The sequence below is a fragment of the Brevibacillus laterosporus genome, assembly GCF_030489605.1.
GTDB lineage: Bacteria > Bacillota > Bacilli > Brevibacillales > Brevibacillaceae > Brevibacillus_B > Brevibacillus_B laterosporus_E.
Map to the genome: position 1 here is coordinate 190,310 of NZ_JAUKFY010000002.1, position 21,009 is coordinate 211,318.

The following is a 21,009-nucleotide window of genomic DNA, read 5'->3' on the forward strand; positions in this document are numbered from 1 at the left end:
GGTAGGATGGAAAAGAAAATTCGCGTTGCCGTAGCTGGCGCCAAAGGAAGAATGGGGCGCGAAGTGGTTAAAATGCTTGAACAAGATCCCTCTCTGGAGTTTGTTGCAGGGATTGATTCAAAGCTGACAGGTGTAGATGTGGGGGAAGTATTAGGCGGTAAGCCACTGGGCGTACCAATGGTTAATTCCTTGGAGGAGGCCCTACTAGCTTTTAAACCAGATGTCGTTGTAGATTTTACTACACCTTCACAGGTTTACCAAAACATGCTTCTGTGTCTGAAACATGGTGTGAGACCAGTTGTAGGTACGACTGGTCTTAGTCCTGAAGAGATAGAAGAAGTAAAACAAATATGTGTAGACAATGAGCTTGGAGCTATCATCGCCCCTAATTTTGCTATCGGAGCAATCCTATTGATGAAATTCGCTAGCATGGCAGCTAAATACATGCCGCATGTCGAGATTATTGAACTTCATCACGATCAAAAACTAGATGCCCCAAGCGGAACTGCTATTAAAACGGCGGAAATGATTGCTACAGCTCGTAATGAGATACAGCAGGGTCATCCAGATGAGAAAGAGATCCTTGATGGAGCACGTGGAGCTGATTATAACGGCTTCCGTATCCATAGTGTCCGTTTGCCTGGTATGGTAGCACATCAGGAGGTATTATTTGGAGCAATTGGACAAACCTTATCCATTCGTCATGACTCCATAAATCGTGAATCATTTATGCCAGGCGTTCAAATGGCAATTAAGGCAGTTGTCTCGTTACAGACGTTAGTATATGGACTGGAGCACCTTATCGATTAATACCAAAAGAGTAGTGGTAAATAAGGACAGAATGAGTGACTGAGAGGGGATTTTACATGAACATCGCATTGATTGCACATGATCAGAAAAAAGAAGAGATGGTTCAGTTGGCTGTTGCCTATGAGGGAATTTTACAAAAGCATCATTTGTTTACGACAGGGACTACAGGGCTGCGCATTATGGAAAATACGAGATTGCAGGTAACCCGCTTTTTATCAGGACCATTAGGCGGCGATCAGCAAATTGGTGCTATGATTGCCAAGAACGAAATGGACGTCATCGTGTTTTTGCGTGACCCACTCACTTCTCAACCACATGAACCAGATGTTCTGGCTTTACTACGATTGTGCGATGTTCATCGAATACCAGTTGCGACTAATCTAGCTACAGCAGAAATCTTGCTAAAAGCTGTGGAGCAGGGTAACATGTCTTGGCGGGAAATCTAACAGGGGGAATATTAATGGAAGAGAATCATTTAGACATATTAGCCATTGGTGCTCATCCTGATGACGTGGAGATTGGGGCAGCAGGTGTCTTGCTGCGAGCCAATCAACAAGGGAAAAAAGCGGGTATCCTTGATATGACGTATGCGGAGCTTTCATCAAATGGGACAGTGGTGCGCCGTCAAGAGGAGGCAGCCATTGCTTCTGAGCATATGAAATTAACTGCTCGTTACAATTTTGGATTGCCTGATCGCGGACTCGAAGCAAACCGTGAATTGGCGATAAAAAAGGTGGTCGATCTTATTCGAAAAACGCGACCTAAAGTAGTTTTAGCCCCGTATTTTCATGATCGGCACCCTGATCATGAGAGCGTAAGCCGGATCGTAAAAGAAGCAATTTTTTCGGCAGGAATCAAAAAATTCGTAGGCGAACGCGAATTACCAGCCTATCGTCCTGAGCATTTTTATTATTACTTCATTAATAGCACCGCTATCCCTAGTTTCTTTGTAGATATCACAGATCTGTATCCGCAAAAAATACAGGTGCTAGAGTCGTATCGAAGCCAATTCGAACAAGAAGAAGGAAGTGTAAGCACTCCGTTAAATAATGGCTACATTGAATTAGTAGAGTATCGGGAACGTTTATTTGGGCAACAAGCAGGAGTGAAATATGCAGAAGGGTTTGTGAATGCCACGCCTTTGGTGCTTTCATCCTTGTAACAGTGGAGACGCCCGAGTGCCTGTCAGCCGATGACAGGCCATTTCCTGTGTAAAAAAAGGGAGGAATGAAAATGAATATAGGTATTACGTGTTATCCTTCCTTGGGCGGTTCCGGTGTGGTAGCCACAGAGTTAGGCAAATTGTTGGCTGAGCGTGGACATAATGTACATTTTATTACAGCGGGCATGCCGTTTCGTTTAGGGAAGTTTCACCCCAATATATTTTTTCATGAAGTAGAAGTAAATCAATATGATGTATTTAAATATCCGCCATATGATTTAACATTAGCAAATCGGATGGCGCAGGTTGCACAAAATGAGAATCTCGATATTTTGCATGTTCATTATGCCGTACCTCACGCATTGTGTGCTTATTTAGCCAAGCAAATGGTAGGCGATCATTTGAAAATCATCACTACCTTACATGGCACAGATATCACGGTCCTTGGTTATGATCCAAGCTTACGCGACATGATTCGCTTTGGAATTGAAAAGAGCGATATGGTAACGGCTGTTTCTGCTGATTTAATCCGCGAAACACATGATTCTCTTCAGGTAGATAAGAAAATCGAGCTTGTTTACAATTTTGTAGATAAGCGAAGATATTCGCGTAAGGATGTAGCTGAGTGGCGTGCAAAATTCGCACCTAACGGGGAAAAAATCGTCATGCACATTTCCAATTTCCGTCCGGTTAAGCGTGTCCAGGATGTAGTAGCAGCTTTCCGCTATGTTCGTGATGAAATGCCTGCTAAATTAATTCTGATTGGTGAAGGCCCTGAGCAGTGTAACATCAGGAAACTGATTCAGGAGGAAAACCTATGTGACGATGTTTTCTTTTTAGGAAAACAAGACGACGTAGCAGAGGTCATATCATTAGCCGACCTCATGCTACTTCCATCCGAAAAAGAGAGCTTTGGATTAGTAGCATTAGAAGCGATGGCATGCGGTGTGCCTGTTGTTGCTTCCTGCGCTGGAGGCTTGCCAGAAGTGGTTTCACATGGTGAATCAGGATATCTATGCGAGATTGGCGATACCAAGCAGATGGCGATGTATGCTCTTAAACTGTTACAGGACGAAAAGCTGTACGAAAGCTTTCGTGTAGAAGGACTGCGTCGCTCTCAGGATAAATTTAGCTATGATAATATTACTTCCCAGTATGAATCGCTATATGAGCAACTACTCTCTACATAATAGAGCAACCTTATTTGCATCAAAGGCAGACAATTGACGTAGACAAGGCCTAACGTGTGGTTAGGCTTTGCTACGAAATGAAGTGAAAAATTGAGAGATAAGCACAGCAACTCCTATTAAAATACGCATATCTTAACACCCCTTTGCAAAGTAGGACAAAAAAATGGATGTAGCAAGAAAGGACAGGAGGCGAGTAAATGAAAGAAGAGGCGAAAAAGGTACTTAAAAAATTGGAAGAACACGGATACGAGGCTTATTTTGTCGGTGGTTGCGTCCGTGATTGGCTTCTTCACCGTCCTGTTCATGATATAGATATATGTACAAATGCCCATCCAGGAGACATTATGAAGCTGTTCCCCGACCATATTCCTACAGGATTGCAGCATGGAACAGTTACTGTTAAGCAGGATGGCTATTTATTTGAAGTGACTACCTTTCGAACTGAGGGAGTATATGAAGATTTTCGCCGGCCAAGCGAAGTCACATATGTAAATGAAGTAGTCGAGGATTTGGCCCGTCGTGATTTTACAATTAATGCAATGGCAATGAAATATAATAAAGAACTAATTGATCCTTTTTTTGGACTAGAGGATGTAAATGATCATGTAATCAGAGCAGTGGGTGATGCTAGCCGCAGATTTCAGGAGGATGCATTACGACTGGTTCGGGGAGTTCGTTTCGCTTCTCAGCTAGGCTTCCAGATTGAGGATGAAACAAGAAGGGCCATGAGGGATAACGCTCCATTGCTGATCCATATTGCCGTTGAGAGGGTCCGCGAAGAATGCAATAAACTAATTGATAGCAGGCATCCTGATAAAGGCTTCCAATTTGCGAAACAAACAAAGATATTTCAATCCATCCCTTTGTTACAACAATTATTTGATCAATCGACAATTCATTTATGGAGATTACAAACGGTAGAGAACGTTATCCATAAATGGGTAGTGTTACTTTTTGCGGCAGACTTCAGTTGGGAGCAATCACGTGAATTATGCCGATATTTAAAGATGTCTCGGAAAGAAGAAGAAACAATTACGTTTCTTATGCAACAGCTAATGCTCCTTAAGCCAATATGGGATCAATGTCAAACTGTCGACTGGATACGACTGATTATGAAGCATGGTCCAGATCGCTGCTATGACTTGGAAAAAGTGTTGGATGCCCTGTGGTGGAACGATCTCTCAAATAAGAAAATCACCCTGCAAGCTGCTTTAGATAAGATGGCAGTGAAAACCTTGAAGGAATTAGCGGTAGATGGATCAGAAATCAGAAAGCTGAGTGATCAAAAACAAGGTCCTTGGATACAGCAAACCCTGGAATATCTCTGGGAGCGTACAGTAACTGGAGAACTTGCCAACGAATCAGAGGCCTTGCTGATAGCAGCTAAAAATTTTATATGTTGTGAGAAGGAACATCCTGCGAATGAAATGAAAAAATGACGTTTGGTTCTGCATAAGCGTTTGATGGATGTACGAAAAAAGTATAGAATTGTTATTTTTTGCGGCTATGACGGAGGAGACGTATGAATATTAAGCAGGAAATATTACGCGCTTTTCATAATCATCCACATGAATTTATCTCGGGTGAATATTTAAGTCAAATTTGTAACTGCACGCGAGCGGCAGTATGGAAACATATTGAAGAGCTGCGTCAGGAGGGGTATGAGTTTGAAGCGGTACGCAAATCAGGGTATCGGCTTGTTTCCTCACCAGATTCATTATCGGCAGAAGAGATTTTGTCTGCCATGCAAACAGAACGTATTGGAAAAAATATAATTGCTTACGAAACGGTTGCAACAACACAGGCATTAGCTCATGATTTAGCTTCTAAGGGAGCACCTGAAGGAACCCTCGTGGTAGCAGATCAGCAAACGGGCGGTAAAGGTCGGTTGGGTCGGGTATGGCATTCACCAAAAGGGACAGGAATATGGATGAGCTTAGTGTTGCGTCCAGTAATCCCAATTGGGCGTGCTCCCCAAATGACGTTGCTAACAGCGGTTGCTATGGCAAAAGCGATCCAAGAGTTCCAAATCTCGGTTAAAATTAAATGGCCTAATGATATTTTTGTAAATGGCAAAAAAGTGTGTGGAATTTTAACAGAGCTGCATGCAGAGGCTGATCGTGTCAATTACTTAATTATTGGGATTGGCGTTAATGTGAATAATCAAGAGTCAGATTTTGATCCGGCTCTGCAAGAGGTTGCAACCTCATTACGCATAGTATCAGGTGAGCCAATAAAGAGATCTCAATTCATTCAGGCATTTTGCCGTAGATTTGAACAACTCTATCTGGCATATCTAAGCGAGGGATTTGGTCAAATCAAGGTTGCATGGGAAGCATTGTCAATGTCCTTACATCGTCGCGTTACAGTCCGTACTCTGCAAGCCGTATTGGAAGGGGAAGCTACAGGGTTAAATGAAGAGGGAGTGCTCTTATTGCGCGATGATGAGGGAGTCATGCATAAAGTATATTCTGCTGATATTGAGTATAGCGATACCTAGGAAATTTTGTTATACTGCTTCTGGAGGCTATATCCTATTGGAATAGCACTTCCATTTAAGAAGTATGCTAGGAAAACAACTGAAACAAAAATCTGCTCTAAGCCTAAATGGACCGAGACAGAAGGAAGAAATTCTAATGGATTACGTGCTTTATTGCGTAAACACAACCTTCGCCTGCGGTGCGGAGGTTTTTTGGTATGTAGAAAGCACAACAAACGTATGCCATTGGAATACATTCAAGACGGTATTGGGTGTAGGAGACAACGGGAGTGTCTGATGTGCAGGAAAAGAAACCAATAACGACGTCCAAGCTACGTCAAATGAAGCAAAACAAAGAGCCAATTACTATGCTTACTGCCTACGATTATCCCTCTGCAAGATTGGCAGAAGAAGCAGGAATAGACATCCTGCTAGTGGGGGATTCGTTAGGAATGGTAGTGCTAGGCTATGAATCTACAGTGTCTGTTACCATGGATGACATGATTCATCACACAAAAGCTGTTACACGTGCAGCAAAAACAGCCTTTGTTGTAGCGGACATGCCCTTTTTGACATGCCACGGCTCTGTTGAAGAAGCCATTCATCATGCAGGCCGGTTAATTCAGGAAGGAAATGCAAAAGCCGTGAAGATTGAGGGAGGAGAAGAAATTCTTCCTATTGTCAAAAGATGCACAAAGGCTGGAATTCCAGTTATGGGTCATTTAGGGCTAACACCACAGTCTGTCCATCAATTAGGTGGATATAAAGTTCAAGGCAAGGATCTGGAATCTGCAAAGCAATTAATCACGGATGCAAAGGCATTAGAAGAGGCTGGAGCGTTTGGGATTGTTTTGGAATGCGTACCAGCAGAAGTAACAGCGAAAGTTGCGGAAGCTGTGGAAATCCCTGTTATTGGTATTGGAGCTGGAGTGCAATGCGACGGACAGGTTCTAGTGTTCCATGATGTACTTTCTTATGCTTCCAATTTAACGCCTAAATTTGTGAAATCATACGCCCAGATCGGTGACATGATTCAGTCAGCGATTTCTCAATATGTAATAGAAGTAAGAAGCAGACAATTCCCTGAACAACGCCATTCCTTTGCTGCTTCCGAAGAAACGATTCAGCAATTATATGGAGAAGAGGTACGAGTATGATCACGATTAGCACCATCAAAGAACTGCGTGAAGCGCTTTCTGTGCATAAAAGAGCAGGGAAAACAATTGGATTTGTACCAACGATGGGTTACTTGCATGATGGACACCTCAGCTTAGTAGAGCGGGCAAAAAACAAAACAGATGTGGTGGTCATGAGCATTTTTGTTAATCCATTACAATTTGGTCCAAATGAAGATTATTCCGTTTACCCGCGAGATTTAGCACGCGATCAGAAATTGGCAGAGAGTGCCGGAGTACATTATTTATTTACCCCTTCTGTAGAGGAAATGTACCCCCGCCCTATGCTGACAAATATTTCTGTCCATAACATTACGGAAGCCTTGTGTGGTTTGTCGCGTCCGGGACATTTTGATGGAGTGGCGACAGTGGTCAATAAGCTTTTTAATATTGTAGGCCCCCATAAAGCATTCTTTGGCCAAAAAGATGCACAGCAGGTAGCTGTTATTGAACAAATGGTTTATGATTTGCAAGTACCTGTTGAGATTGTCCCTTGCCCTATTCATCGCGAGAAAGACGGACTGGCAATGAGCTCGCGAAATGTATTCCTTTCAGAGGAAGAGCGTTCTCAGGCATTAATTCTCTCCAGAAGCTTGACTCGTGCAGAACAGATGATTGCGAATCATCAAAGAGACGTAGACGTTATTTGTAACGAAGTACGTAATCTCATCCAAAGTCAGCCTTTAGCAGAGATAGATTATGTAGAATTGAAACGTTATCCTGAAATGACTGATATCGAATTTCTAAAAACAGGGGATAGGATTTTATTTGCACTTGCAGTAAAATTTGGTCGTGTCCGTTTAATTGATAACGTAATTCTTACGGTCGCGGATTAAAAGTGTGAACAAAAGATAGTAAACAGTAGAAGATTCACATAAAAGGGAGCGAATTTGGATGTTTCGTACAATGATGACTGCTAAAATTCACCGTGCTACCGTTACGGAAGCAAATTTAAATTATGTAGGTAGCATAACCATTGATAAAGAAATTTTAGACGCACTTGATTTACTACCAAATGAGAAGGTTCAGATCGTAAATAACAACAATGGTGCGCGTTTAGAGACCTATATTATCGAAGGTGAACCAGGCAGTGGCGTTATTTGCTTAAATGGAGCAGCAGCAAGGCTTGTCCAACCAGGGGATGTGGTTATAATCATTGCCTATGCGATGATGACAGATGAACAGGCACGCAAGCATAAGCCTAAGGTTGCCATTATGGACGAGCATAATAAAATCGCTCAATTATTAGCGGAAGAAGTCCACGCTACTATTTTATAGAACAAGAGCTGAAAGGACTACCAGCGCCATTTTTGCATAGAGCCATCCCACTTGTGAGACAATGAGACTACTCACTCTGACAAAGGGGGTGGCTTTTGTGTTTATTGAGGATTGGTTTGAGGACTTACGTCAAAAAGTAGATCGTATTGAGAAAGAATGGGCAACGGCTTCTACAGAAAAGCAGGAACACCTGATACAACAACTAAAACAACTCCGAACATGCAGTGACCAGGTGATTGATCTGTGGTTAAAATATGAAGAAAAGCTAAACGAAGCAATTCGGATGATAAAGCAAACAAGTGATATACCCGCTTCCGCTACAGAAAGCTTGAAAAAAGAATATGATAAGCTGTCGGGGGCAAAGCAACCACTTGAATTCTCTACACTTCTTGAGGATGAGCAGCCACAAATGGAACAACACAAGGAGCTATATGAAAAGGCAGAAGGATTTTATCATCTACGGCTATATGAGCAAGCTAAACAACACTTTGCTTCTTTCTTAGAACAGACGCCTGACTGGGAAAGCGGACGCCTTTATTATGCCTATAGCCTATATTACTGCTGTGATTATGAACTTGCTTTAAAAGAATTTCGATTGTTGACACGAACGGCTGTTTCCCCTAAAGTTGTTTCCATCAGTTACAATGCCTTAGGGTGCATGTATGTACAGGAGCAAAAGTGGCTAGAAGCCATACAGGCGTTTGAAATGGCAATATCTGTCCGTCCTCAGTACACGGAGAGTAGATACAACCTGGCCATCTGTTATTTGGAGCAGGGAGACACGGAAAAAACAATGAAAATATGCGAACAGCTATTAGCTGAGCAAGATCAGGATTGGGAAGTGCAAGTGCTCTATTTACGTGCTGTTCGTCAGTTATTTGCTCATTATCCACAAAAAGATATAGAGCGAATGCTGAAAATGTACGACCCGAATCGAAATCTTGATACGCCAACCTTATGGGAATTAGCTATGCTGGCAGAACAAGCTGGGTTTTATAAGCATGCGCTTAGTTGCTACCAATTCCTTTTGGAACGTCAACCATTAGATGCTGGGCTATGGCATGCGATTGCTTGGAATAAGTGGCTGTTAGATGGTCCTAAGCAAGCGATGCCTGCTTTAAAAAAAGCACTTACCCTGGCACCTGAGCATCCAGATTACTTATTTTCATATGGTTGGATGCAGCTCGCAACAGGTGAGATTACTTCAGCTCGGATCGCCTTTTCAAAAATATTAAACGCCACAGAAAATCATCATCTTGGCTTACTGGGATTAATTTATGCCCATGAGGGAGAAGGAGCTTATGATCAAGCGAAGGATATAGCCACTACTCTCATTCAAAAACAGGATCAGTACTCACAGATGCTGGGGCATTATCAACTGGGAAAATTATCTCTTCAACAGGGAAACCAGATGGAGGCAAGTCAATATTTGGAGAAAGCACGCTCTTACAGCGATGTTGTCCCAGAGGTAAATCAATGGTGGGAGAGATGTAAGAACACAAAGGACCATGTGCAGGTAACTAGTCAAACAGCAGGAATTCCGACATCAACTGCCGAATGGTAAAAAGAAAACAGTAGCAGCATGAGTTGTGAGTGTCAATAGAGGTGACGATAATGAAGCAGTTCATCGTCGTAGATTTTGAAACTACGGGTAATCAGCCACGGCAAGGAGATTCCATCATACAAATCGGAGCTGTCGTGGTCGAGAATGGACAAATAATAGAAAGTTACTCCACATTTGTAAAACCAGATAAACCAATCCCGCCATTTATTACGCAGTTGACGGGAATAACCGATGAGATGGTCAGTGACGCTCCTTCTATAGAAGATGTGCTTCCTGATTTATTGCGCCTTTTGGATGGGCGTGTTTTTGTGGCACATAATGCAGCGTTTGACTTGAATTTTTTACAAGAAGCCCTGCTAAGTCAGGGCTATTATCCATTTGATGGGCCTATTTTGGATACAGTGGAATTAGCACGGGTATTGTTGCCCATGCAAAGTGGCTATCGGCTGGTAGAGCTAGCATCTGATTTTGATATTCGGCATGAAAATCCACACCAGGCAGACAGTGACGCTATTGCTACTGCACACTTATTGTTACGATTGTTAGATATCCTGCATAAGCTTCCTCTTATCACGATTCAAGGATTACAGATGATGATCTCTTCTTTCCGTTTTGATGTAGCGACCTTACTGCGGGAAATTGAGATGGAGAAGCTCATGCACAGTTTTCCTGTAGACGAAGCAGGCTCCTTTACAACTGCATCTTCTATACCTGAGAAAACAAGCAATTATGATATCTATCGGAATCTTGGATTAAAACGACGAAAGAAATGGACGGAGAAGCAATCCGAACAGGCACCGATCCGTTTTTCTTTTGAACCATTTTTCGAACGTATGGTTGCATTAGATGGCGATGGGCTCGCACTTCATCATGAACACTATGAAAAACGTGAGTCGCAGGAAACGATGATGCATGCTGTATACCAAGCGTTTACTGACCAAAAGCATTTGTTAGTAGAAGCGGGTACAGGAACAGGAAAATCGTTGGGATATTTGTTACCAGGTATCTTATGGGCACGTATGCATAAACAGCAAGTCATCGTGAGTACGCATACAATTCATTTACAGGACCAGCTTTTCGACAAAGATATACCTCTATTACAAAAAGCATTGCCATTTTCCTTTCGGGCTGCCCAATTGAAGGGCCGAGGAAATTATCTGTGCTTGCGAAAATTTGAGCAAAGCATAGAGAGCCAGGAGGGGGCCACCCAGGACATACAGCTAGCAAAAGCGCAGATTTTAACATGGCTTACCGAAACGTCTACTGGTGATGTAGAGGAGCTTAGTTTAAGTCCGAGCGGGCAGTCATTTTGGCAATCAGTCAAGAGTGACACAGCCTCCTGTTTAAATCGAGAGTGTCCGTGGTTTAGCCGCTGTTTTTACTTCCAAGCAAAGCAGCAAGCAAAAGAAGCTGATGTGATTATTGTTAACCATGCCTTATTAATTGGTGATATTGATAAGGAGAATGGCGTATTGCCATCGTTTGAAGTTGCGATTATTGATGAAGCGCATCAGCTTGATGAAGTAGCAAGTCAACATTTTGGCACACAACTCTCCAGTATAGAATTGTTTCAATTGGTAGAGCAGCTTGGAACAGAAGGAGAAAAGCAAATGCTGCTTCTGTTAGCCAATGAGCTAAAAGTGTGGCAGCCCGCTGAAAAGGCAAGAATAGAACAACACCTCCAACAAATTAGGATTGAGCAGCAAATGCTAAAAGAGGCTGTTACGAACTGGCTACAGCTCTTTTATCATTGGGGTTCTGAACGGGGCATGGATACAGGAGAATCACAAAGAGCTACACTTCGATATAAGACAGAAGACTTTAAGAAAAAATATAAGAAGCTTGGAAAATCCAGCAATCTAATTTTACAAAAGTTAGGGAATGCAGCTAAGGAAATTGAACAATTGCTGAGTATACAGTCATCCTCTAAGGGGGAAGCTCCGTACTCCTTACAGCGGTTGCAAACGGATGCTGCTGGTTTAGTAGAAGAAATCAGTCAAGTGGCTGTAAAGCTCCATTTTTTGTTAGTAGAAGAGCAGGATGAGTATGTAAGCTGGATGGAAATAGAAACAAGAACGTCCCGGAAACAACTCTTTTTCTTTAAAACGCCACTAGATATAGCCGATACCTTGCGTACAGCTTTACTGGAGCCAAAACGCAGTATTATTATGACCTCAGCGACACTAACGGTGAAGAATAGGTTTACCTACTTTATGGAGCGAATGGGTTTTGCTAATCTACCTGAAGAACGAGTCGAAACACTCTCACTCCCATCACCTTTTGACTATGCTAAGCAAGGACTCATCCTCATTCCCTCCGATTTCCCTTCTGTAAACAAGGAAGGTGAACAGCTTTTTGTTGAAGCCGTAATCGCTGGCTGCGTTGATGCTGTTCGAGCCAGTGAGGGTCGGACGATGATCCTATTTACTTCATATAGTATGCTTAGAACCGTTTATGAAGGAATGAAGAGCTTATTAGAAGGGGAAGAGTTTGAACTATTAGGTCATGGAGTAGATTCAAGCAATAGAAGTAAGCTGGTACGTCGCTTTCAAACCGGGACAAAAACAGTGCTTCTGGGAACGAATAGCTTCTGGGAGGGTGTAGATATACCTGGAAATGTACTAAGCTGTTTGATCATTGTTCGCCTCCCTTTTCAACCGCCCAACCACCCACTATTGGAGGGACGTTCGGAGCGGCTGAAGGCCGAGAAAAAGAATCCTTTTATGACGCTTTCCTTGCCTCATGCAGTTATACGTTTTAAGCAAGGAGTGGGCCGATTAATACGTCAACAGACAGACAGCGGTGTTGTAATTGTATTTGATACACGCATAGTTGAATCTAAATATGGTCGTATGTTTTTGCAATCTTTGCCGCCTTATCAGGTAGAGACTGGTCCATGGACTACATTACGTGAGCGAATAGCTTTGTTTTTACAATAAAATCATTTCCCTAGGAAAAACAAATCTAAATGATTGTATTGAATTTCCCAAGCCATATAAGTAGGAGGGAGGCAGATCCATGACTATGAAGCGATATAACCTATTTCTAGTTAGTTGTATCGGCATGATGATCTTTGCATTATCCCCAAACGGTGAAGCAAGCCGGCCCATTGCGATAGCACAGCAGTTACAGCATATTAAGGACCCGGATGCTGTTGAACAGGAGGAAGATTTTGTTGGGCTTACCACTACTTTTTTCTCGTTACCAGAAGGAGAAAGTACGCTCATTCGCTTCCCTTCTGGTAAAACGATGCTGATTGATGCAGGTAGCGAAAAAGATACGGAAAAATTGGTTTCCTTGCTACTTGAGCGCCATGTTACAAAAGTGGATTACCTGTTATTGACAAACGATTTACCTACTCATATTGGTGGCTATGATAAGCTTGCGGAGAAAATTCAATTTGATAAGATTTACATGCCAAAATTGACAGCCTTCGCAATTCACAGTAATATCCATATATCTAGGGAAAAGCAAGTTGTGTATGTAAAGGAAAGGGATCAATTACTGGATGGCAAAGATGTGGTGATCACATTTTTACATCCCAGCGAGCAGCTGTTTTTATCACCACAGGATAATTCGCTTGTGTTTTGTCTGACCCAAGGAAAGCTCCAATTTTTGTTCACCAGTGCCATCAATGAAAAAGCAGAGGAGCGTTTGCTTGCGAAATACCCTTCTCTACTGCCGGCTGAAATCATAAAGGTTGCGGCACAAGGCAGCAATCAGGCTTCTATTCAATCCTTTTTGACTAAGGTTGATCCCCAGATTGCTGTTGTGCAAACCGGTATTCCGCGCGAGCAATGGAAAGAGTCTCTGCGAGAGGTGGTGGAGCGTTTGGAGGAATCATGGGCAGATACGTATGTGACTAGCCGGGATGGGTCAATTACCATTCTCTCTAACGGACAAGATTATAAGGTTTTAAAGGCAGTCAAGACCTCTACACGTGATAGACAATGAAGTTAGGAGTGCAATTTATGGGGAAAGTACCAAAAATTTCTGAAGCGGTCGTTCGCCGTCTGCCGATCTATTTGCGATATTTAACAAATCTACAGGAGCTACAGGTAAAAACGGTGTCTTCCCAACAGATGGGTAAAACAATGGATATTAATCCGGCCCAAATTCGAAAGGACCTGTCTGCATTTGGTGACTTTGGTAAAAAGGGCATTGGCTATGACGTAGATTACTTGATTGAAAAGATTCGTCATATCTTGAAATTGGATCAAGTGATCCATGTAGCGTTGGTGGGGGCCGGTAATCTAGGTCAAGCGATTTCCAATTACAATGTTTATTTAAAAGATAACATGAAAATTGTTTCCATTTTTGATGCCGACCCGCAGAAAATAGGCAAGGATTTAGGTGGATTGGTCATTGAACCGATTGATAAAATGGAAGATATCATTAAAGAAAAACAAATTCGGATGGCGATAATTACGACGCCAGCCTCCGCCGCACAGGAAGTGGCAAATAAACTGATTGAAGCTGGAATAGAAGCGATCCTCAATTTTGCTCCAACAACCATTCGCACCGAAAAAGAAGTAAAAATTGATCATAACGATTTGACTTCCAGCTTGCAAAGCTTAGCGTATTATTTAAACTAAGTAATAACTAACAGATAAAGGGAGAGTGTCTACGTTGATGAAAATCATTACCAACGCAACCGTAATCACTGTTAATGAACAGAATGAGGTTATTTATAATGGAGCGGTTGGCTTTGATGGGGGAAAAATTACATATGTAGGTAAAACGCCAGAGGATTTATCAGCATATGACGAGATCATTGACGGAACTAATAAATATCTAATGCCAGGATTAATTAATACACATGGTCACGTAGGCATGTCTTTACTGCGCGGATTTGCGGATGACCTGCCTTTAAAACAATGGCTGGAAGAAAAAATGTGGCCAATGGAAGGTCAGTTTACAGCAGAGCATGTGAAATGGGGTACAGCTATTTCCATTATTGAAATGATCCGTACCGGTACAACTACCTTTGTAGATATGTATGATCATATGGATACAGTAGCACAGGAAGTGGAAGCATCCGGGATGCGCGGTGTGCTATGCCGTGGGGTAATTGGTTTCTGCTCAGAAGAAGAACGTCAGCAGAAATTGCAAGAAGCCGCATCTTTCGCATCACGTTGGAACGGTGCAGCCAATGGCCGCATCCATACAATGATGTCGCCGCATGCTCCTTATACGTGCTCTCCTGAGTACATCCAGCAAATCCTGGAGAAGGCTATCGAGTTAAACGTACCATTACATATCCATATGTCTGAATCAAAAGCAGAAGTAGAGCAAAACGTTCAGGATTACGGTGTGCGTCCTGTTGCTCACTTGGAAAATCTAGGTGTATTTAATCACCCTACACTAGTTGCCCATGCTGTACATTTAACGGATGAGGAAATTGATACATTGGCTAAATATAATGTTAAAGTAGCTCATAATCCGATTAGTAACTTAAAATTGGCAAGTGGTGTAGCAAGAGTACCTGAGATGCTTGCGAAGGGTGTTTGTGTAAGTTTGGCAACTGACAGCTCAGCGAGTAACAACAACTTGAATCTATTTGAAGAGCTAAAATTAGCAGCTATCCTGCATAAGGGTGTTTCCTATGACCCAGAAGTGGTTCCAGCAGAAGAAGCGCTTCGTATGGCTACACGTTATGCTGCAGATGCTGTGTTCCAAAAAGACAGCTTAGGGTCCTTGGAAGTAGGGAAAAAAGCAGATATGATAATGCTAAATGCTGCCCAAGCACATTTCCAACCGGCAAATGATCCGATTTCCCATGTTGTTTATGCAGCAAATGGCTATGATGTAACAGATACAATTGTTGATGGGCATTTCTTAATGAAAGATAAAGAGTTAATCACAATGGATGAACAAAAAGCAATCGCTGAAGTGAACCGTGTATTTGCGTTATTAAAGCAATAAGCTCATAAAAAGCTGCCCTATCCATATGGCAAAGGCTCCTGCCAAGTGGTTGAGACGGCAGGAGACAGTGCAGTGTAGGTGCGGTGTGTAGGCAGAGAAAAAATTTAATCCGTCCGTTGCATCTCTGTTTGCCATAAATCTGTAAGTGAGGAGTGGCGAACAGAGAGCGTAGCGGTAGGTGGCAAGGTACGCAGCGGTGAGGATAGACCTGCCCAGGATTCGTACAAATCGTTTTGTTCCCAACCCTGTTTAGGTAGGGCAAGGCTCCTGTCGGTTTGATTCACACGCTCACCTCCTTGTGGTGTACTGATAGTATGGCTACTTCTCATGACTCTATAATTAGTAAGTTTTCCACGTGGTTCTAAAACCTTCTTGTATCTCATAATTGTTAGGAGATACGTAAGGGAGGGGTGCCCATGTATGTGAAACAACGGTATCTTTGGATGTTGGTGCCAATATTAGCCTGCTTATTTGGTTTGGGAGTATTACTGGGACAAGCAGCAGATAAGATATCTGTAGCACAAGATAGGACGAATGAGTCAATTGATAAAAGTAGCTGGAATGAAGATCAAAATAACACCAATCTAAAACAATTGATTGACCAACTTTTTGTAGAGAAAGCAACTCCATTTGGAGTTAAGATACAAAATCAGCCTTTTACAGGGAGCTATCGAGGCAATCACTTTCAACTTACTGGTGCTTTGCAGGGAAAAAAAGTGAAAATTGAACGTAACAATCGAGGTGCTTTGCTCGTCATAGATAATGAACAACGGGAATTGAACGTACTGCCTTATGCTTTGTTTACACCAACTGAGCATGCCTCGCTCTTGAAAGATCAAATCTCCCAGCTACAGCCTGTCCCACTCGCTTCAAGAGATGAAGCAGGTTTGCGAGGGTATAACGTTAGACTACAGCCAGAAAAAGTCAAAGACCTTTTAAGAGAATGGTTGGGATCTTCTTTTCCAGCAGAAAATGAACTTGTACAATTACAGCAATCAACTACAATTAATTATCAATTGTGGTATGATGATGAAAGAAAACAGTTGAAGCGTATGGTCGTCTTGCTTTATTTGAAGAATCAGAAGGGCGATAGATCAGATCAACTGATTTTTAATTTTTAGGGAAGTAGGAGAATCATTGTGTGGAAACGCATCTTGATCATTTCAGCATGTGCGCTTGTCGTGCTAGGCGCATCCCTGTATCAGCTACTTTCCAGCTTATTGTCTGAGCGTCACACGTTAGAAGCAGAGGCCAGAGCATTAGTAGCAGAAAAAACAAACATTGCTGAGATCGATACGATAGAAGAATATCGAGGACGGGAAGCCTATATTGTCGTTACAGGAAAAAACAAGGCAGGAACCCCGGTGGTGGCTTGGTTTAGCAAAGAACACGTCACATTTGACTTACTGGAAAAAGCTTTTCCGCGAACGAAAGTTAAACAATTAGCGGAAGCCTCTTATCCCGGAGCACAGATCGAACGTATTGTACCAGGTATAGAGGGTGATAAGAAACTGTGGGAAGTCACTTTAGTGGACAAGCAAAATCGTTACAACTACGTATATTATGATTTTTTGACTGGTCAAAAAATACGGGCATATACGTTAAATATTCCAAAATCATAAGATGACCCGTTCCTTCTGGAAAGGGTTTTCTTACTTTATCACCGTTTTTTTATTCCTGAAATGGAATTGGTCACAGTTCCAGCAAATACATAGCAAAAAGGTACCATAAAAATGCTATACTTGGTTTCGTAACTGATAATAAAGCCGCATTGAACGGAACAGATAAAAGTTTTTATGAGTAAAGAAAGGGGAGTTATTGGTGAAATTACGTAAAGTACCTATGTTACTGTCACTGCTTGCCGCACTTACGCTCCTCTTTGGTGGCTGGTTTCTATACCAGAAGATGCAGGTAGAAAGTCCATTGAGAGAAAAGGCACAACAACTAACATCGGCTACCTTAGTCGATTTTAAGATGAATAAAGAGCGTGTTGATATGAAGCTCCAAGTCACAAATCCAGATAAATTTGTAGAAGAATACCCGGACCTGTTAAAAACACTTCAAGCCTATGCACGCGGGAGGGCATTTGATATAATGCTTACCAATCAAGCTGATTCACTCAAGCCGGTCTGGAATGAAGGGCTATTTGGACTAACGGAAGCCATCGAAGGTAGGGCTTATAGTAAAATTCCTACCATTTTAGCTCAAATGAAAGATCGATATAAGCTTGATAAAGCATTTGGACGAATTGACGATGCAAATGTTTATATTTTTTTGAAGCGAGGAACTGATGAATATTACCAAATTATTCCTCGTAAACAGTCAACAAGCGAGGTGGCAAACCTTGGGTAAAGAAATATTGTTTGGTGTAGTGCCAGCGGTTATCGTTTTCTTGCTGTTTTTGGGTATTAATATTGGACCATTTTTGCTGTTTGGGGCAATTTTAGCAGGTACATACTTGTTGTTTTCCAAACAAGGAGGCATGCAGATTGGTTCTGGTAAAAGCAAAAGTGGTAGTCAGGTTGTGAGGAAATCCAATATTACATTTGCGGATATCGGAGGACAGCAACGTGCAAAAAAAGAAATCAAGGAAGCCTTAGATTTTTTGCTCCATAAGGATGCGATCGCTCAATACGGAATTCGTCCTTTAAAGGGTGTGCTGTTAACGGGACCTCCTGGAACAGGTAAAACGTTGATGGCAAAGGCTGCCGCTAATTATACGAATTCTGCATTTGTTGCAGCATCTGGCTCACAATTTGTAGAGATGTACGTAGGGGTAGGAGCTCAGCGTATTCGTGAATTGTTTAAGGAAGTTCGTGCTTTAGCTGAGAAAAACAATCAAGACAGCGGGATTATTTTTATTGACGAAATCGACGTTATTGGTGGAAAACGCGATGGTCAGCAGCAAAGAGAATATGATCAAACCTTAAACCAGCTGTTAACCGAAATGGATGGTATGACAACAAGTGAAAAACCGCGCATACTCATTATGGCGGCAACGAACCGAAAAGATATGCTTGATGCAGCATTATTGCGTCCAGGTCGTTTTGATCGTCACATCCAGGTCGATTTGCCTGATAAGCCGGCCCGTGAACAAATATTAACCATACACACGGAAAATAAACCACTTGCGCTTGACGTAAAATTGGAAAAAGTGGCGCAAGAAACATTTGGCTTCTCCGGTGCCCAATTAGAAAGTGTGTGTAATGAAGCTGCTATTTATGCAATGCGTGACAAATCTGATAAAGTGATGCAAAGTCATTTTTCACTTGCTATCGATAAGGTTATGATGGGGGAAATGACTGATCGTGAAGCGCCTCAGACTGAGAAAGAGCGGGTAGCGATTCATGAATTGGGGCATGCTATTGTAAGCGAACGAGTACGTCCTGGCTCCGTGTCACAGGTAACATTAACCCCTCGCGGACAAGCATTGGGTTACGTCCGTCAAAATCCAATGGACGATCATTATCTTTATACCCGTGAGTATATGGAAGGACAGATTATGGTTTGCCTTGCAGGTGCAGTGTCAGAAGAAATTTATTATGGCGGACGTAGCACGGGGTCTAAAAATGATTTTGAACAAGCCCTGCAAATGGCGCAAGAAATCGTTCAAAGTGGTATGTCTAGATTAGGGATTATTAATATGCAATATGCGGATAAAAATGCAGTCCATCAAGAAGTACATTCTATCATTGAAGGATTGCTTGAAAAAACGCGGTCTTTGCTGAGCGAACATGATTCAGTTTATCGCTATAGTCTGCAGGTGTTATTGGAGGCTGAAGTGTTAAGTGGTGATCAATTTCGCGAAAAGCTGGCCGAAATAGATATGGTAGTAGCGTAATGACCGATGGATTCATCTATCGGTTTTTCTTTTGTCAATTAAAAAAGAATGGTCATGTTTCTCTTTCCTACATACAATATCGTATTCATGACAATAAGGAAAGGATAAGAATATGGCTAAACAAAACTTACAAAAGCAGAATATTAAAAACAGGCAAAGGAAGTTGAAAAAGAAAAACAAAGCTCTTCAAGAGTTAGATGCACTGGAAACAGCCTTGATTAATAATTGGATTGATGATAGTTCCGATTTTTACATCCAAGAGGAGGAGACCTCCATTCCTCACTCGGCAAATGACGTGAAGACATTGCTACAGGAGTCTTCTCAAATGGAAATTTATAAGCCTAACCGCTCACAGCCCAAAAAGCGAAAGCAACGAAGTCGCCGAAAGCCAAAACGTTACTCTTCTAAGCGAAGCCCGACATATTCGGATCTTAAATTAGTTTCATCAAAAATTCCACAAAGTCAGCAGCACTTCATTACAAAATGGAATGATGATGAAAAAAGTAATGACGAGGAGTCACCTTATTCTGGAGTACCATCCTATTATGAGGAAAGTGATTGTAAGCTTGTTGATGCAAAACCAAGTATAGACGATCAAATTTTTTCCCAGCTTCCGCATCAAGTTGCGCAAATTATGTGTACAATGCCAGAGGTTTTCGGATTGACAGAGCAACATTTGCAACCTTTGGCCGTACTGACTCGACATTTGCAAGATTTTTTAAACGCTGAGAAAAAGATAGAAGGTGAGCAAGCAGTATCAAATCAATCAGATGCTTCTGTTGTAGATGCTTCTATTGTGGAAAATCAAATTGCTAGCGATCCTTCTAGTGATCCATCTCAGGTGTTGCTGGATCAACCACCGAATCAGTTGGAAATAATAGATCTGCAACAAGTCGGAAAAGAAAGTTTTACGTTACAACAAGGTCGCGTGAGAACAAGCTTGACAATCAATTTAACAGAACCATTTCAAGAGAAGGAATATGTATTTATGGCAACGACAGATATACCTTTTTGTTTTGTCGTTGTAGAGAAGAAGGAGTCAGATAAAGTAACTATTGAAATCATACGTCAAATTGCTAATCGTGAGGTATCTGGACAGGTGGAATGGATAGCAATCGGTACAAAAAGAGTAGAGAATCAGATGGTTGAAATAGTGGAGTAGCAATTTGACGAGTTAGAGATAATACGAACTAGAAACACCATGGAGGCCATGGTGTTTCGGTCTTCTCTTTTTACTAAAGGAAAGCCTCTTACTAAAGCAAGCGAATCAATGTCTGAAGATGCTCTTGCCTGTTGAGCTTCTGAAGAGATAGGCTGAAAAAAGTCGTATCAACGCTATTATGAATGACGGTAATTGGAGCCGTGTTACATAGATATTAAACCGCTGTTGGTCGGTAGGAGTAGGGTACAATATCTGAACGGATTGAGTACCATGGAAGATGGACAGAGAGGGATGGCTTCATTATTTCAGGAGTGCGGCTTATAAATCACAGGTCCGTATATTGTGCCGCTTTTAACCTGCATTGCGCCTCTGTTGTTTCAACAACAATAATCGTGTCATCGTGATTCCCTCGGCATAATCCTT

At 42.0% G+C, this 21,009-nt stretch carries 20 protein-coding genes; 19 read left to right on the plus strand and 1 reads right to left on the minus strand.

The genetic code is table 11. The annotated features are described in order from the left end of the window. Positions 1 to 6: 6 nt before the first annotated feature. From dapB to QZ995_RS02860, 14 genes are all read left to right on the plus strand, one after another. Complete coding sequence (gene dapB / locus QZ995_RS02795) at positions 7 to 810, plus strand: 4-hydroxy-tetrahydrodipicolinate reductase (protein ID WP_301802739.1); 804 nt, start codon at positions 7 to 9, stop codon at positions 808 to 810. Between the two features lie 56 nt (positions 811 to 866). After that, the gene (locus QZ995_RS02800) at positions 867 to 1,256 is read left to right on the plus strand and encodes a methylglyoxal synthase (RefSeq protein ID WP_301802743.1); all 390 of its coding nucleotides are present in this window, start codon (positions 867 to 869) and stop codon (positions 1,254 to 1,256) included. Positions 1,257 to 1,270: 14 nt separating this feature from the next. After that, positions 1,271 to 1,972 carry a bacillithiol biosynthesis deacetylase BshB1 gene (gene bshB1 / locus QZ995_RS02805; RefSeq protein WP_301802745.1) on the plus strand — a complete coding sequence of 234 codons (702 nt, stop codon included), beginning with the start codon at positions 1,271 to 1,273 and terminating at the stop codon, positions 1,970 to 1,972. A gap of 71 nt (positions 1,973 to 2,043) precedes the next feature. Continuing rightward, entirely contained in the window at positions 2,044 to 3,162 is a 1,119-nt protein-coding gene (gene bshA, locus QZ995_RS02810) for an N-acetyl-alpha-D-glucosaminyl L-malate synthase BshA (RefSeq protein WP_301802748.1), read from the plus strand. A 197-nt stretch (positions 3,163 to 3,359) separates the two neighbouring features. Beyond that, a complete protein-coding gene (locus QZ995_RS02815; protein WP_301802750.1) occupies positions 3,360 to 4,601 on the plus strand; it encodes a CCA tRNA nucleotidyltransferase in 1,242 nt (413 codons plus the stop codon). A gap of 83 nt (positions 4,602 to 4,684) precedes the next feature. After that, a complete protein-coding gene (locus tag QZ995_RS02820) occupies positions 4,685 to 5,662 on the plus strand; it encodes a biotin--[acetyl-CoA-carboxylase] ligase (protein WP_301802753.1) in 978 nt (325 codons plus the stop codon). A gap of 269 nt (positions 5,663 to 5,931) precedes the next feature. Further along, on the plus strand, positions 5,932 to 6,798 hold the full coding sequence (panB, locus tag QZ995_RS02825; RefSeq protein ID WP_301802755.1) for a 3-methyl-2-oxobutanoate hydroxymethyltransferase: 867 nt from the start codon (positions 5,932 to 5,934) through the stop codon (positions 6,796 to 6,798). After that, positions 6,795 to 7,652 (plus strand): pantoate--beta-alanine ligase, encoded by an 858-nt coding sequence (panC, locus tag QZ995_RS02830; protein ID WP_301802757.1) that lies wholly within the window; start codon positions 6,795 to 6,797, stop codon positions 7,650 to 7,652. Before panB ends, panC begins: the two co-directional genes overlap by 4 nt. A gap of 58 nt (positions 7,653 to 7,710) precedes the next feature. Then, positions 7,711 to 8,094, plus strand: a complete 384-nt coding sequence (panD, locus tag QZ995_RS02835; protein ID WP_003338597.1) for an aspartate 1-decarboxylase — start codon at positions 7,711 to 7,713, stop codon at positions 8,092 to 8,094. 97 nt (positions 8,095 to 8,191) lie between these two features. Continuing rightward, entirely contained in the window at positions 8,192 to 9,658 is a 1,467-nt protein-coding gene (locus tag QZ995_RS02840; RefSeq protein WP_301802762.1) for a tetratricopeptide repeat protein, read from the plus strand. Positions 9,659 to 9,708: 50 nt separating this feature from the next. After that, positions 9,709 to 12,597, plus strand: coding sequence for an ATP-dependent DNA helicase DinG (gene dinG / locus QZ995_RS02845; RefSeq protein WP_301802764.1), 2,889 nt, complete (start codon positions 9,709 to 9,711; stop codon positions 12,595 to 12,597). A gap of 79 nt (positions 12,598 to 12,676) precedes the next feature. Further along, entirely contained in the window at positions 12,677 to 13,612 is a 936-nt protein-coding gene (locus QZ995_RS02850; protein ID WP_301802766.1) for a ComEC/Rec2 family competence protein, read from the plus strand. Positions 13,613 to 13,629: 17 nt separating this feature from the next. Beyond that, on the plus strand, positions 13,630 to 14,253 hold the full coding sequence (locus QZ995_RS02855; protein ID WP_003338602.1) for a redox-sensing transcriptional repressor Rex: 624 nt from the start codon (positions 13,630 to 13,632) through the stop codon (positions 14,251 to 14,253). Between the two features lie 37 nt (positions 14,254 to 14,290). Beyond that, on the plus strand, positions 14,291 to 15,583 hold the full coding sequence (locus QZ995_RS02860; RefSeq protein WP_301803194.1) for an amidohydrolase: 1,293 nt from the start codon (positions 14,291 to 14,293) through the stop codon (positions 15,581 to 15,583). 104 nt (positions 15,584 to 15,687) lie between these two features. Here the strand turns inward: QZ995_RS02860 and QZ995_RS02865 are convergent, their stop codons facing one another. After that, positions 15,688 to 15,867: a hypothetical protein gene (locus QZ995_RS02865; protein WP_301802771.1), complete on the minus strand. Its 180-nt coding sequence runs from the start codon at positions 15,865 to 15,867 to the stop codon at positions 15,688 to 15,690. Positions 15,868 to 15,999: 132 nt separating this feature from the next. Between QZ995_RS02865 and QZ995_RS02870 the strand changes: the two genes are divergently transcribed. From QZ995_RS02870 to QZ995_RS02890, 5 genes are all read left to right on the plus strand, one after another. After that, entirely contained in the window at positions 16,000 to 16,704 is a 705-nt protein-coding gene (locus tag QZ995_RS02870; RefSeq protein ID WP_301802774.1) for a hypothetical protein, read from the plus strand. Positions 16,705 to 16,722: 18 nt separating this feature from the next. Beyond that, positions 16,723 to 17,205, plus strand: a complete 483-nt coding sequence (locus tag QZ995_RS02875) for a cell wall elongation regulator TseB-like domain-containing protein (RefSeq protein WP_301802777.1) — start codon at positions 16,723 to 16,725, stop codon at positions 17,203 to 17,205. Positions 17,206 to 17,404: 199 nt separating this feature from the next. Continuing rightward, the gene (locus QZ995_RS02880) at positions 17,405 to 17,935 is read left to right on the plus strand and encodes a hypothetical protein (protein WP_301802779.1); all 531 of its coding nucleotides are present in this window, start codon (positions 17,405 to 17,407) and stop codon (positions 17,933 to 17,935) included. Beyond that, positions 17,928 to 19,424 (plus strand): AAA family ATPase, encoded by a 1,497-nt coding sequence (locus QZ995_RS02885; RefSeq protein ID WP_301802782.1) that lies wholly within the window; start codon positions 17,928 to 17,930, stop codon positions 19,422 to 19,424. Before QZ995_RS02880 ends, QZ995_RS02885 begins: the two co-directional genes overlap by 8 nt. Before the next feature lie 112 nt (positions 19,425 to 19,536). After that, complete coding sequence (locus QZ995_RS02890; RefSeq protein ID WP_301802784.1) at positions 19,537 to 20,586, plus strand: WIAG-tail domain; 1,050 nt, start codon at positions 19,537 to 19,539, stop codon at positions 20,584 to 20,586. The last annotated feature ends 423 nt before the right edge of the window (positions 20,587 to 21,009 follow it).

Bases quoted from the DNA above. Each gene is read 5' to 3' on its own strand.
- dapB (WP_301802739.1), top strand. From the start codon at position 7: ATGGAAAAGAAAATTCGCGTTGCCGTAGCTGGCGCCAAAGGAAGAATG.
- QZ995_RS02800 (WP_301802743.1), top strand. From the start codon at position 867: ATGAACATCGCATTGATTGCACATGATCAGAAAAAAGAAGAGATGGTT.
- bshB1 (WP_301802745.1), top strand. From the start codon at position 1,271: ATGGAAGAGAATCATTTAGACATATTAGCCATTGGTGCTCATCCTGAT.
- bshA (WP_301802748.1), top strand. From the start codon at position 2,044: ATGAATATAGGTATTACGTGTTATCCTTCCTTGGGCGGTTCCGGTGTG.
- QZ995_RS02815 (WP_301802750.1), top strand. From the start codon at position 3,360: ATGAAAGAAGAGGCGAAAAAGGTACTTAAAAAATTGGAAGAACACGGA.
- QZ995_RS02820 (WP_301802753.1), top strand. From the start codon at position 4,685: ATGAATATTAAGCAGGAAATATTACGCGCTTTTCATAATCATCCACAT.
- panC (WP_301802757.1), top strand. From the start codon at position 6,795: ATGATCACGATTAGCACCATCAAAGAACTGCGTGAAGCGCTTTCTGTG.
- panD (WP_003338597.1), top strand. From the start codon at position 7,711: ATGTTTCGTACAATGATGACTGCTAAAATTCACCGTGCTACCGTTACG.
- dinG (WP_301802764.1), top strand. From the start codon at position 9,709: ATGAAGCAGTTCATCGTCGTAGATTTTGAAACTACGGGTAATCAGCCA.
- QZ995_RS02850 (WP_301802766.1), top strand. From the start codon at position 12,677: ATGACTATGAAGCGATATAACCTATTTCTAGTTAGTTGTATCGGCATG.
- QZ995_RS02855 (WP_003338602.1), top strand. From the start codon at position 13,630: ATGGGGAAAGTACCAAAAATTTCTGAAGCGGTCGTTCGCCGTCTGCCG.
- QZ995_RS02860 (WP_301803194.1), top strand. From the start codon at position 14,291: ATGAAAATCATTACCAACGCAACCGTAATCACTGTTAATGAACAGAAT.
- QZ995_RS02870 (WP_301802774.1), top strand. From the start codon at position 16,000: ATGTATGTGAAACAACGGTATCTTTGGATGTTGGTGCCAATATTAGCC.
- QZ995_RS02890 (WP_301802784.1), top strand. From the start codon at position 19,537: ATGGCTAAACAAAACTTACAAAAGCAGAATATTAAAAACAGGCAAAGG.